This window comes from Streptomyces shenzhenensis (assembly GCF_003688995.1).
Lineage (GTDB): Bacteria > Actinomycetota > Actinomycetes > Streptomycetales > Streptomycetaceae > Streptomyces > Streptomyces shenzhenensis_A.
Genome location: NZ_PENI01000007.1, coordinates 276,443 through 288,879, shown reverse-complemented (window position 1 = coordinate 288,879; position 12,437 = coordinate 276,443). Strand labels below are relative to the sequence as shown.

9 protein-coding genes are annotated in these 12,437 nt (G+C 72.1%); 2 read left to right on the top strand and 7 right to left on the bottom strand.

Features of this window, described 5'->3' with window-relative positions:
- Positions 1 to 10: 10 nt before the first annotated feature.
- The 4 genes from CTZ28_RS14785 to CTZ28_RS14770 form a co-directional block, all read right to left on the bottom strand.
- The gene (locus CTZ28_RS14785) at positions 11 to 910 is read right to left on the bottom strand and encodes a carbohydrate ABC transporter permease (protein ID WP_121889809.1); all 900 of its coding nucleotides are present in this window, start codon (positions 908 to 910) and stop codon (positions 11 to 13) included.
- Positions 907 to 1,893: a carbohydrate ABC transporter permease gene (locus CTZ28_RS14780; protein ID WP_121889875.1), complete on the bottom strand. Its 987-nt coding sequence runs from the start codon at positions 1,891 to 1,893 to the stop codon at positions 907 to 909. Before CTZ28_RS14780 ends, CTZ28_RS14785 begins: the two co-directional genes overlap by 4 nt.
- Positions 1,894 to 2,121: 228 nt before the next feature.
- Positions 2,122 to 3,366, bottom strand: coding sequence for a sugar ABC transporter substrate-binding protein (locus tag CTZ28_RS14775; protein WP_121889808.1), 1,245 nt, complete (start codon positions 3,364 to 3,366; stop codon positions 2,122 to 2,124).
- 146 nt (positions 3,367 to 3,512) lie between these two features.
- Entirely contained in the window at positions 3,513 to 4,583 is a 1,071-nt protein-coding gene (locus CTZ28_RS14770) for a LacI family DNA-binding transcriptional regulator (protein ID WP_121889807.1), read from the bottom strand.
- 131 nt (positions 4,584 to 4,714) lie between these two features.
- Between CTZ28_RS14770 and CTZ28_RS14765 the strand changes: the two genes are divergently transcribed.
- Positions 4,715 to 6,853 carry an amylo-alpha-1,6-glucosidase gene (locus CTZ28_RS14765; RefSeq protein ID WP_121889806.1) on the top strand — a complete coding sequence of 713 codons (2,139 nt, stop codon included), beginning with the start codon at positions 4,715 to 4,717 and terminating at the stop codon, positions 6,851 to 6,853.
- 98 nt (positions 6,854 to 6,951) lie between these two features.
- Here the strand turns inward: CTZ28_RS14765 and CTZ28_RS14760 are convergent, their stop codons facing one another.
- The 3 genes from CTZ28_RS14760 to CTZ28_RS14750 form a co-directional block, all read right to left on the bottom strand.
- Positions 6,952 to 8,289: an MFS transporter gene (locus tag CTZ28_RS14760; protein WP_259471621.1), complete on the bottom strand. Its 1,338-nt coding sequence runs from the start codon at positions 8,287 to 8,289 to the stop codon at positions 6,952 to 6,954.
- Complete coding sequence (locus tag CTZ28_RS14755; RefSeq protein WP_121889805.1) at positions 8,286 to 8,951, bottom strand: ArsR/SmtB family transcription factor; 666 nt, start codon at positions 8,949 to 8,951, stop codon at positions 8,286 to 8,288. The genes CTZ28_RS14760 and CTZ28_RS14755 overlap by 4 nt, the downstream gene beginning before the upstream one ends.
- A 473-nt stretch (positions 8,952 to 9,424) precedes the next feature.
- On the bottom strand, positions 9,425 to 10,438 hold the full coding sequence (locus CTZ28_RS14750; RefSeq protein WP_121889804.1) for a LacI family DNA-binding transcriptional regulator: 1,014 nt from the start codon (positions 10,436 to 10,438) through the stop codon (positions 9,425 to 9,427).
- A 147-nt stretch (positions 10,439 to 10,585) separates the two neighbouring features.
- Here CTZ28_RS14750 and CTZ28_RS14745 point away from each other — a divergent pair, with 147 nt between their 5' ends.
- Positions 10,586 to 12,409: a glycoside hydrolase family 2 protein gene (locus CTZ28_RS14745; protein WP_121889803.1), complete on the top strand. Its 1,824-nt coding sequence runs from the start codon at positions 10,586 to 10,588 to the stop codon at positions 12,407 to 12,409.
- The last annotated feature ends 28 nt before the right edge of the window (positions 12,410 to 12,437 follow it).

Genomic DNA, 12,437 nt, shown 5'->3' with positions numbered 1-12,437 from the left:
CGCCTCGGTGTCACTCCTTGACCGCGCCCGCGTTGGCGCCCTGCACGAAGTACCGCTGGAAGCAGAAGAAGAGCGCCGCCACCGGAAGGGTCGACAGCAGGGCCGCGGCGAGTTTCAGCGGATACTGGGTGCCACCGCCGAGACCGCCCGAGACGAACCGGGCGAGCCCCGTCGTGAGCGTCTCGTACTGGGCGGACTGCGTGGCCACCAGGAAGTGCGTGAACTCGTTCCACGAACTCTGGAACGACAGGATGGTCAGGGTCAGCAGGGCGGGCCTGGCCATCGGCAGCACCACGGACCAGAAGGTGCGGAAGACACCCGCGCCGTCCACCCGGGCCGCCTCCTCCACCTCCCGGGGAACCGACTCGAAGAACTGCTTCATGATGAAGACGCCCGCCGCGTCCACCATCAGCGGCAGGATCATGCCGGTGTACGTGTCGAACAGCCCGAACGTGTTCAGGACCAGGAACTTCGGGATCAGCAGGGCCACCCCGGGCACCGCCATCAACGCGAGCACGCACGCGAACAGCAGGCCCCGCCCGGGGAACCGCAGCCGGGCCAGCGCGTACCCGGCCATCGAGTCGAACAGCACCCGCCCGGCGGTGACCAGGAAGGCGACCACCGCCGAGTTGCCCAGCCAGCGCAGGAACGGCACCCCGTCGCCGGCCTCGCTCAGCCCCAGCAGCCGCTGGTACGCGGCGGTCGTCGGGGTGACCGGCACCAGCGACAGCGGGTGCGACGCGGCGTCGGGGTCGGTCTTGAACCCGGTCACCAACTGCAGGAAGAACGGCAGGATGTACAGCAGCCCGAGCCCGGCCACCAGGACATAGCCCGTGATCCGCAGCGGCAGCGGATACCGGCCGAGCACCGGCTGGTGCTGTCCGCGGACGGCCCGTGTCGTCGACGTCATCGGTTCCTCCCGGGGCGGGCGTCGCGGTCCCTGAACGCCCAGCGCTGCAACGCGGTCAGGCACAGGATCAGGGCGAGCATGATGAACGCGATGGCCGCGCCCTGCCCGAAGTCGGCGTCGTCGAACGCGGCCGAGTACGACAGGAACGCCGGGGTCAGCGTCGTGTTGCCGGGAGCGCCCTGACCCATCACATACACCTGGTCGAAGACCTGCCAGGTGGAGATGAGACCCAGGGTGAGCACCAGGAACAGCACCGGCCGCAGCGCGGGCAGCGTGATGTGGCGCAGCATCTGGTAGCGGTTGACGCCCTCCAGGGCGGCCGACTCCTCCAGCTCCCGCGGAATGTCCTGGAGCGCCGCGAGGAAGATCAGCATGAAGGTGCCGGAGGTCGTCCACACGGCGAGCACGATGATCGTGCACATCGCGACGGACGGCCCGGACAGCCACTGGAACCAGGACAGACCGAGGAAGGAGTGGTCGGCCAGCGCGCCCGAGGGACGGTCGGGATCCACGATGCCCAGGGCGCCGAGCAGCAGCGACAGCACCCCGCGCGGGTCGGCGAACCAGTTGGGGCCCTTCACCCCGATCCAGGACAGCAGCGAGTTCACGGCCCCGCTGCCCTGGAAGAGGAACAGGAAGACGGTGGACACCGCGATCGAGCTGGTGACCGACGGGAAGAAGAACGCGGTGCGCAGCGCGCCGCGGGCACGCAGCAGCCGCTGGTTGACGATGAGCGCCAGCACCAGGGCCAGGCCCGTCTGCAACGGCACGGTCAGCAGCACGTAGTAGGCGTTGTTGCGCAGCGAGGTCGCGAAGAGGGTGCGGTCGAGACCGTCCTCGGTCAGCAGCGCCCGGTAGTTGTCGAGGCCCGCGAACTTCGCCTGGCCGCTGAACGGATTGGACTGCCCGTCCCAGTGCAGCAGGCTCACCCACAGCGCCATCAGGATCGGCAGCAGCAGGAACAGGCCGAGGACGAGCACCATGGGGCTGACGAACAGCCAGCCCCATGGGCCCTCACCGCGGCGGCGCCCCGCGCGCGGGGCGTGGATGGCGCGGGGCGCCGCGGTGGGACCGGCCCCGCCGGGCGCGTCAGGTGCGCCCGGCGAACCGGTCGACCGGGAACGTGCCGCTGCACGCGGCCGTCCGGAGTCGGAGGAACCGTCGCCGCGGGACTGGTCCGCGGCGCGGGTGGTGCGGGGGGACATGACGGCTCAGTCGCCCTTCGCCATCGCCTGCTCGCCGTTGCTCTGGAGGTCGGCGAGGATCTTCTTCGGGTCGGCGGTGCGCAGCGCCTGCAGATCGGTGTTGAACTGGCCGAGCACCTTGTCGAACCCGGCGATGGTCACCGGGCCCTGTGCGTACGCGGCGCCGTCCACCCATGCCTTGGCCGCCGGCACCTGCTGCGCGTACGTGGCCAGCGAGCTGGTGCGGGAGGGCATGACACCGAACGCGTCCGCGAACTTCAGCTGCTGCTCACCGGAGCTGAGGTACTTCACCAGATCCACGGCGGCCGCCCGGTGCGCGCTCTCGGCGGCCACGCCCCAGCAGTTGCTGAAGGCGAGCGTGCCCTTGCCTGACGGACCCGCGGGCAGCTCGACGACCTTGTAGCCGACGTCCGGGTAGTCGGCCTTCATGGCTCCGGCCAGCCAGTTGCCCTCGATCGTCATCGCGGCCCTGCCCTTGCCGAGCGCCTCGCCGCCCCAGCTGGTGTCGACGTCCTTGGCGTACTTCATGGAGCCCGACTTCAGCAGCGACTGCGCGAAGGCGAGACCCTCCGCGTTCTGTGCGCCGGCGGCGGTCATCTTCGTCTGCCGTGCGTCGGTGACCCAGCCGCCCGCCTCCTTCATGAAGACGCCGAGCCGCTGGTACTCGTTGGTGGTGACCAGACCGGTCACCCCGTCACCGGTGAGCTTGCCCGCGACCTGCTTCAGCTCGGCCCAGGTGGCCGGGTAGTCCTGGTCGGTCAGCCCGGCCTGCCGCCACAGCTCGGTGTTGACAGCGAGCCCCAGCGTGGAGGTGTCCTTCGGCAGGCACACCAGCCGTCCGTCGTAGGTGAAGGAGGAGCGCAGCTGGGCCGAGAAGTCGTCCGCGTCCTTGATCCCGTCGCCGTACGGGTACAGCGAGCCCGCCTTGGCGTAGTTGGCGAACTGGTCGGAGTTGACGTAGAAGACGTCCGGCGGCTTGTGCCCGGCGAAGGCCTGCGCCAGCTGCTGGTTCATGTCCTTGGCGACCTCCACGGTCACCGTGTTGCCGGACTCCTTCTGGTACGCGGCGGCCGCGTCCTTGACGGCCTTGGTCTCGGCGTCGCCCGACGTGGCGATGAGCACCGTCAGGTGCTGCTTGGCGCCGCTGTCCTGCTCGGTCTCCTTGCCGTCGCCGAAACTCGACGAACAGCCGGTGGCGGCCATGAGGGCCGCGCAGGTGGCGAGGGCCGCGGCGGCCGTGCGGGTGGTCATTGCTTCCTCCGTGTACTCAGGGTGGGACGTGCGGCTCCGCCCGGGCGATGCGGCGGACCGCGACCCGGGGTGGGGGAGGAGAGAGGGAGAAGTTCGGGGCCCGTGCGGGCCGGTGCGCGCTGTCCTGGCGCGCGAGTCGGGCGAGGCTAGCCGGCGGCCGGTCCGTCGGGTCCGGGAGCCGTGCCGGGCACGCTGTCGCGTACGACCAGCGACGGCGCCAGCAACACCCGTTCGGGGGGCGCGCCGGAGTCGGACATCCGGGCCAGGAGCAGCCGCAGGCACTCCCGGCCGACCGCCTCCAGCGGCTGCTCGATCGAGGACAGCGCGGGCGAGAGCAGCGCGGCGGCCGGGGAGTCGTCGAAGCCGACCACGGCGATGTCCCGGCCCGGCGCGGCGCCGCGCTCGCGCAGCGCCTGGTAGCAGCCCATCGCCAGCGTGTCGCTGGCCGCGACCACGGCGGTCGCGCCCGCGTCGAGGAGCGGTTCGACCGCGGCGTGCGCGGCCTCGATGTCGTCCACGCTCTGGGCGCGCCGCGCCCGCGTGGGCAGTCCGTGCCGGCGCATGGCGCGCTGCCAGCCCGCGGCCCGGTCGTCACCGACGTCGGAGCCGCGCGGCCAGCCGAGGAAGGCGATCCGGCGGTGTCCGAGGGCGACCAGGTGCTCCACGGCGGCGTCCGTGCCCGAGGCGCCGTCCACGTCGACCCAGTCGCCGACCGGCCGCCCCGACCACATCCGGCCGAAGCCGACGAACGGCACGCCCCGTTTGGCGAGCCAGGCCTGGCGGGGATCGTGGCGCGCGGTCCCGCTGAGCACGAATCCGTCGACCTCGTGCTGTCCGAGCAGTTCCTCGTACCCCTCCAGCGCGGGCTCGCCGGGCGGGCTCGCGAACAGCAGGATCCGGTATCCGGCCTCGTCCGCGGCCTGGGACAGGGCGTGCAGGAACCGGTCCATGATCGGGGCCGCGGTGCCGGGCTGCGAGGGCTGGATGCCGTAGCCGATCAGCTTGCTGGAGCGGGTGCGCAGCGTCTGCGCGGCACGGCTCGGCCGGTATCCCATCTCGTCGACGGCCTCCCGCACCCGCTCCAGGGTCTCGGGGCGCAGCAGATCCGGCGAGTTGAGCGCGTTGGACACCGTCTGCGGGGAGACACCGGCCCGGCGGGCGACCATGGCGAGGGTGACCGGGCCCTGGGAGGCCGGGGAACGCGGGATGCGGGGCATGCGGGTCTCCGACGAAAAAGGGCCGTGTAGAGCCCTGGTGGATCGATTTGAGCGTTCCAAAAGCATTGTCATCGCTCTGACGAGGAGATTAATGTCTTTGGAACGATCTAACGCTGAGAGGTTCTTCTCTTTTGGACACCACTGTCAAGCCCCAGGACACCGGCGACCCGGAATCGGCGGCCGCGGACACCCCCCAGGGACTGCAGCCGTTCCTGCACGACGCGGTCGTCACCCTCTGCGCGCCGAGCTTCGCGCTCTCCCGTCCCGACGGGCAGATCGAGCACGGCGTCGACGGCTTCTTCCACGGCGACGTCAGGGCCCTGTCCCGGCTGACCGTCGCGGTCGACGGCGTTCCGCTCGCGCCGGTCACGGGCGGCCTCGGCGGCGCCGACCGGGCCGGTTTCCGGGCGATCCTGCGCGGGCTCGGCGAGAGCACCGCCGACCCGGCCGTGGAACTGCACCGGCGGCGCACCGTCACAGCCGGCCGGCTGACGGAGGAGTTCACGGTCGTCAACGCCGGCCGGCGCCACGTGGCCTGCCGGCTCACCATCACCGCCGGAACCGATCTGGCCCCCATGGAACGGGTCAAGTCGGGCGACCGGTCGGCCCTCGTCCCGGCGCGGGCCGCGGACGGCGCCGCGCTGGCCTGGTCCCGCGACGCCGTCAGTGTGCGCCTGGCCGCCGAGCCGGCCGCCGACCGGCTCGATGCCGAGGCCGGCCGCCTCGCCTACGACATCGAACTCGACCCCGGCGCCGGCTGGACGGCGACGCTCCACTGCACGGCCGCCCACACGGACGGCGACCAGTTCCCCGCACCCCCGGCCGGTCCCCTGCCGTGGCGCATCCCCGCGCTGCGCTCCGCGGACCACCGCTTCGACCAGTGGCTGCGGCAGTCGGTGGCCGACCTGGACCGGCTGCGCCTGACCGACCCGCGCTCGGACGAGGACCGCGCGGTGCCGGACGGCCGCGTGGACCAGTTCCTCGCCGCCGGCGCCCCCTGGTTCCTCACCCTCTTCGGGCGCGACTCCCTGTGGGCCGCCCGGATGCTGCTCCCGCTCGGCACCGAACTCGCCGCCGGCACCCTGCGCACCCTCGCCCGCCGCCAGGGCGCCGTCGTCGATCCGGCCACCGAGGAGCAGCCGGGCAAGATCCTGCACGAAGTGCGGCGCGGCACCCAGGAGTTCGCGGACACCTTCGCGCTGCCGCCGGTCTACTACGGCACGGTGGACGCGACCCCGCTGTGGATCACCCTGCTGCACGACGCCTGGCGCTGGGGGCTGCCCCCGGAGCAGGTCGAACGGCTCCTGCCGCACACCGAGTCGGCGCTCGCCTGGATGCGTGACCACGGCGACGCCGGCGGCGACGGCTTCCTGAAGTACGTCGACCTGACCGGCCGCGGCCTCGCCAACCAGGGCTGGAAGGACTCCGGCGACGCCGTCCGGCACCAGGACGGCCGCCTCGCCTCGGCGCCCATCGCGCTGTGCGAGGTCCAGGCGTACGCGTACGAGGCCGCGCGCGGCGGCGCGGCCCTGCTCCGGGCGTTCGGCCGGCCCGGCGCGGACGCGTGGGAGGAATGGGCCGAGCGCCTCGCCACGCGCTTCCGCGAGCGCTTCTGGGTCGAGGACGCCGACGGCCCGTACCCGGCGCTCGCGCTGGACCGCGACGGCAGGCCCGTCGACGCGGTCACCTCCGGATTCGGGCACCTCCTCGGCACGGGCCTGCTGAACCAGGAGGAGAGCGCGCTGCTGGCCGCCCGGCTGACCCGCCCCGACCTCGACTCCGGGCACGGTCTGCGCACCCTCAGCAGCGCCGCGACGGGCTTCAACGCGTACGGCTACCACATCGGATCCATCTGGCCGCACGACACGGCGATCGCCGTACACGGCCTGGTCAGGGCCGGTTTCGCGGAGGCGGCTGCGCCCCTTGCGGCGGGCCTGCTGACCGCGTCGACGGCCTTCGACGCCCGCCTGCCCGAACTCTTCGCCGGCCACGGCGACCAGGCCGGCGCACGGCCCGCCCCCTATCCCGCGTCCTGCCGCCCGCAGGCCTGGGCGGCGGCGTCATCGGTGCATGTGCTGCGCGCCGCGCTGGGCCTTGACGCGGACGTGCCGGGCGGCACGATCACCGTGGCGCCCGGATTCGCCCGCTCCTTCGGTCCGTTGACGGTCACCGGGCTGGAGGTCGGCGGAGAAGGACTCGACATCACGCTGGCCGCGGACGGCACGGTACGCACCGGGGCACCGGAGGGACTGCGCGTGCTCACCGGCTGAACCCGTCGAACAGAACACAACAGGGCGCCCGGAGCCCCCGGGCGCCCACGGCCATCCGCACGCCGACCGGTCCGCGGTTCTCCTCCCGCCCGTGGGCGTCATCTCGCCACGTTCGCACTGTCCTGTGAAGCGTCTTCCGCGGGATGCGGCTTCCGGCCGCTCCGCCCACCGGTACGGTCCATCTCGCGCCACTCCGGCCGCAGTCCCGCCAGGTTCGTGGTGAGGAAGTACGCGGCCCCGCAGACGAGCAGCACCGGCGCGAGTCCGACAGCGGCCACCGCCGCCCCGGCGAGCAGACCCCCGAGCGGGATCCCGGCCCAGGCCAGCGAGTCACCGAGCGCGTTGACCCGGCCGAGCATCCGGCGCGGCACCCGTTCGAAGAGAACCGCCCCCAGCACCGGGTTGACGAAGCCGGCCCCGAACCCGCTGACGGCGAAGACGGCCAGTACCGCCCCCAGCGGGGCATCGAAGGCGAGGACCAGGAATCTCGGCGCCCCGGCCAACAGGAGTCCGGTGAGAACCACCATCCTGCGCCGCAGCCTGTGCGCGGCCGCTGCGGCGATCAGGCTCCCGGCAACCGCCGCGGCTCCCATCACACTGCCCATCAGGCCGATCGCGGTCGGCCCGTTGCCGGACTCCCTGGCCCAGACGGGGATGAGCACTGCGGTGATGGCCGCGTCCAGCAGGTTGATGATCCCCACCGTGACGATGACGGTGAGCAGCAGCGGCTCGCCACGAAGGAACGTGAAGCCCTCGCCGAATCGTCGCCAGTAGCCCGGTCCCGTCTCGTCGGCCTGTGACGAGGCTTCCACGGTTGCGTGCCCCATGCCGCGAGGCAGCGCCAGCCCGATGATCACCGATCCGAGAGCGAAGCAGCCCGCGTTGACGGCAAGTCCCGTCAGGGGACCGACCAGCGCCACCAGGGATCCGCCGACCGCCAGCCCGACGGTGGAGGCGAGCCGCTCGGTCACACCGGCCAGACCGGTGGCTCGTTCCAGCGGCATCCGGCCGCGCTCGGCAGCCTCCAGGACCATCACCTCCTTGGTCAGGTCGCCGGGTCCGCGGGCCGCGCCGATCAGCGCGACCAGGGCCAGCAGCGGGGGAAAGGAGAGCAGGTGCAGGGCGTGGAGCAGGGGAACCGCGGCGGCGGCGGTCGCGCTGGCCAGATCGGTGGTCCAGGAGACGGCCCGCGGGCCGATCCGGTCCACCAGCGGTCCGGTGAACGCCTTGACCAGCACGTAGGGAGTCATCTCGCAGAAGGCGACCAGTCCGGTGCGGGTGGCGCTGCCGGTCGTGACGAGGACGAACCAGGGCAGCGCCACGACGGAGATCCGCGTACCGGTGAGCGACACGGCCATGGCCGCCAGCACCCCGCCCAGCGGCCGTAAGGATCTCTTGCCGGGTATGCCGCCGGCCGCCGAGGAGCCGTCGGTCACGACGTCCGACTTCCTTCCGCGTCCTGAGGACCGGAAGGGGGCGACGACACGGCAGGCGCGTCCAGTTCGGGCAGAAGATGCGTGATCACGGCGACCCGTTCGGCTCCCTTCGGGGCACTTGCCGCCGTCTCCGGCACATCTCGCCGGTAGCGCATGATGACTTCCTTCAACTCCCCGTACAGGGCGGCGGTTTCCTCGGGTGTGAGCCGCAGGGCCCAGTCACTCATGTCGAAGGCGTCCCGCCACTTGCGGGGCATTGTCTGAAGCGCGTTCAGAGTCTGCTGCGTGCGCAGGGTGTAGATGGCGGCGACGGACTGCAGGTAGGCCAGTGCGGCCTCGGGCTCCCGCTCGGCCAGCTCCGGGTCGTTGAACCAGGTCGTCCGGTGCACCGAACGCCACCAGCGCTCCCGTGCGTTGCCGCGCTCGGTGTCCTCCTCGACGAAACCGGCCGCGCCGAGTTGCCGGAGGTGGTAGCTGGCCGTACCGGAGTTCACGCCCAGCCGCTCCGCGAGGCGGGTGGCCGTCGACGGACCGTACTTCCGCAGCAGCCCGACCAACTGCACGCGCACCGGATGCGCCAGGGCACGCAGCCCCTTGGCATCCAGCACGATCGAGTCTTCTTCAACCCTCGGGCCATCCGGCCTTTTCAACGCATCGGTCATGCCGCACACGTTAGACCGCAAAGAGTTCTTCGCGAAGACTCCTTCGCGAAGAACTCTTTACGGTTTGCCCTGCGCTGTGCCTCCTCCGGCTTCCGCACCTGCTCCCCGCGCCGCGCTCTGGACGCTGCACTCGCCCTCCAGCCGCCAACTCCCGTCATCGTCAAGGCACCCGGCTGGTCACCGCGGCCGGAGGAACCTGGAGCCGATACGCCTCTGACGTAACGGCGTATGGCGAGCCCACCGCCTGGGCCGGTCCCGGGAACGTCCCTGCGCGTCACTCGGTCGGTGCGCTGGTGGGCCTGTAGCGACGGTCAGGGCGGCGGCGATCGTCGGTGTGCCGCCGGCGTGAGAGCTCCTCATGGGCTGCGGCCTGGTCGGCTCGGTGACCGCGGGAAAGCTGTTGCCGTGTGCCGTGGTGGTCTCCGTGGCGTCCAGCCCGTCGTGTCGCCCCGCCGGAACGGCCGAGGGTGTTGTCAGCCGCCCGTGCTCTCCCGGATCACGAGCCGATGCCCGGCCACATGATCCCGCGGAGCGTCCGCGTCCGGTTCGTCGATGCGTCGCAGCAGCAGCGACACGGCCGCGCGGGCGATCTCCTGCTTGTCGGGGGCGACCGTGGTCAGCGTGGGCACGCTGAAGCGGGACGCCTCGATGTCGTCGAAGCCCACCACGTCGAAGTCGCCCGGCACGGACCGCCCGTGCTCGTGCAGCGCGCGCAGGGCGCCGAGCGCGAGATGGTCGTTGAGGCAGAGCAGCGCGTCCGCGGCGGGCTCCCGCTCCAGCAGGCGCGCCGTCGCCCGGGCGCCGTCCCGCCAGTGGTAGGCGTCCACCGGCACCACGAGGTCCGTGCTGAACGGCAGTCCGGCCGCCTCGACGGCCTCGCGGTAGCCGTCCGTGCGCAGCCGGTCGGTGCCCTGACGGCCGAGCACCGCCCCGCCGACGACGGCGATCCGCCGCCGCCCCCGGGCCAGCAGATGCTCGGTGGCCTCCCGCGCGGCCCGGACGTTGTCGATGCCGACATGGTCGGTGCCGGCCCCGGCGGAGCGCTCGCCGAGCAGCACGACCGGCATGCGCCGGTCGCGGGTGGCGAGGTCGCGGGGCAGCAGGGAGAGCGGGCTCAGCAGGACGCCGTCGCAGAACTGGGCGTCAAAGCCGTGCAGGGCGGCCAGTTCGCCCTCCCGGACGGCCCCGGTCTGGTGGATGAGGACGGTGCGCCCCTGCCGTCCGGCCTCGGCCATGACGTGTTTCGCCAGCTCGGCGAAGTACGCCACGTCCAGCTCCGGCACCGCCAGTGTGATCACGCCGGTGCGCCCCTGCCGCAGCTGGCGGCCGGCGATGTTGACCCGGTAACCGAGGGCGTCGATGGCCTCCTGGACGGCGGTGCGGGTCCGCTCCGACACATGCTCGAAGTTGTTGATCACGTTGGAGACGGTCTTGGGGGAGACGCCCGCGTACTCCGCCACGTCCTTGATCCTCGGTCTGGCCGCCACCTGTCCGTCCTTCCGTCGGCCGTGATCGTACCGACCATCACGAATCGGTTTCGGGCCGGTCCGCTGTCCGCCGACGTATTTACATCGATGTAAATCTCATGATGCCATGTGGCCGCACCGACCGGCACTCCCGAGACAAGGAGCACCATGTCCGTCCCGCACCCCTCGGATCCGCCCCGCCCGGAACACCCCAGGCCGCAGTTCGTCCGCGAGGCCTGGCTCAACCTCAACGGCGAGTGGGAGTTCGAGATCGACCGGTCCGACACGGGTCTCGAGCGCGGTCTGCGCGAGCGCGAGCTGACCGGCCGCATCGTCGTCCCGTTCTGCCCGGAGTCGACGCTGTCCGGTGTCGGCGAGACGGACTTCCTGGAGGCCGTCTGGTACCGGCGCACGGTCACCGTCCCCGCGGACTGGGCGGACGCCCGGGTGCTGCTGCACTTCGGCGCGGTGGACCACGACACCACGGTGTGGGCGAACGGCGTCGAGGTCGCCCGCCACCGCGGCGGCTTCACGCCCTTCACCGCCGACCTCGACAAGGTCGCCGCGGCCGGCGAGCGGGTGACGATCGTCGTACGCGCCCGGGATAGCCGCCACGGCCCCCAGGCCCGCGGCAAGCAGGCCACCTGGTACGCCAACACCCACTGCCACTACACCCGTACCACCGGCATCTGGCAGACGGTGTGGCTGGAGCCGGTCCCGCGCGCGGCCGCCCTGCGGCGCCCCCGCATCACCCCCGACCTGGCCTCCGGCTCCTTCTTCCTGGAGCTGCCGCTCACCGCGAACCTCCCCGGCCACCGGGTGCGCGCCACGCTCCGGGACGAGGCCGGCGAGGTGGCCGTGGCGGAGAGCCGCGCCGACCTCGATCTCGCGCCCCGTCTGGTGCTGCCCGTCCCGGACGGCCGGCGCCGCGCCTGGTCCCCGGCGGACCCGCACCTGTACGACCTGACCCTCCAACTCCTCGACGCCGACGGCGGGATCGTCGACACCGCACGCTCCTACGCGGGCCTGCGCTCGGTCTCCGCCCGCGGCAAGCAGCTGCTGCTCAACGGCGAGCCCGTCTTCCAGCGCCTGGTGCTCGACCAGGGCTACTACCCGGACGGCCTGATGACCGCCCCCACCGACCGGGACCTGGTCCGCGACATCGAACTCGGCCTGCACGCCGGCTTCAACGGCGCCCGGCTGCACCAGAAGGTCTTCGAGGAGCGCTACCTCTACCACGCCGACCGGCTCGGCTACCTGGTGTGGGGCGAGTTCGGCGACTGGGGCTGCGAGGTCGGCGTCCGCGACGACAACCAGCACCCCGACGCCTCCTACATCACCCAGTGGCTGGAGGCGCTGGAACGGGACTACTCACACCCCTCGATCGTCGGCTGGTGCCCGCTGAACGAGACGTACCAGCCGCTGCACGACCGCATCACCCGGCTCGACGACGTCACCCGCGGCATGTTCCTCGCCACCAAGCAGGCGGACGCCACCCGCCCGGTGCTCGACGCCTCCGGATACGCCCACCGGGTCCCGGAGAGCGACGTCTACGACTCGCACTGCTACGAGCAGGACCCGGCCGTCTTCGCCAAGCTGATGTCCGGCCTCGCGCAGGACAGCCCGTACGTCAACACCGGCCCCGAGGGGCGGACCTGGTCGCTGCCGTACGGCGGACAGCCCTACTTCTGCAGCGAGTTCGGCGGCATCTGGTGGGACCCCGAGGCCGTCGCGGCGGCGGGCAACGAGCGCGACACGTCCTGGGGCTACGGCGAACGGCCGCGCACCCAGGAGGAGTTCGTCGCCCGCTTCGGCGGCCTCACGGCCGTCCTGCTCGACGACCCGGACATGTTCGGCTACTGCTACACCCAGCTCACCGACGTCTTCCAGGAACGCAACGGCGTCTACCGCTTCGACCGCTCCGAGAAGGTCGACACCGCCCTGCTGCGGGCGGCCCAGACCCGCCCGGCGGCCTACGAACGCGACGCGTAACGGCCGTCCCGCTCCCCGGCCCGGCACC

What these genes read in the sequence shown, in the direction of transcription:
- CTZ28_RS14770 (WP_121889807.1), bottom strand. Translation starts at nt 4,583, where the DNA reads ATGCCCCGCATCCCGCGTTCCCCGGCCTCCCAGGGCCCGGTCACCCTC.
- CTZ28_RS14780 (WP_121889875.1), bottom strand. Translation starts at nt 1,893, where the DNA reads ATGGTGCTCGTCCTCGGCCTGTTCCTGCTGCTGCCGATCCTGATGGCG.
- CTZ28_RS14785 (WP_121889809.1), bottom strand. Translation starts at nt 910, where the DNA reads ATGACGTCGACGACACGGGCCGTCCGCGGACAGCACCAGCCGGTGCTC.
- CTZ28_RS14775 (WP_121889808.1), bottom strand. Translation starts at nt 3,366, where the DNA reads ATGACCACCCGCACGGCCGCCGCGGCCCTCGCCACCTGCGCGGCCCTC.
- CTZ28_RS14755 (WP_121889805.1), bottom strand. Translation starts at nt 8,951, where the DNA reads ATGACCGATGCGTTGAAAAGGCCGGATGGCCCGAGGGTTGAAGAAGAC.
- CTZ28_RS14745 (WP_121889803.1), top strand. Translation starts at nt 10,586, where the DNA reads ATGTCCGTCCCGCACCCCTCGGATCCGCCCCGCCCGGAACACCCCAGG.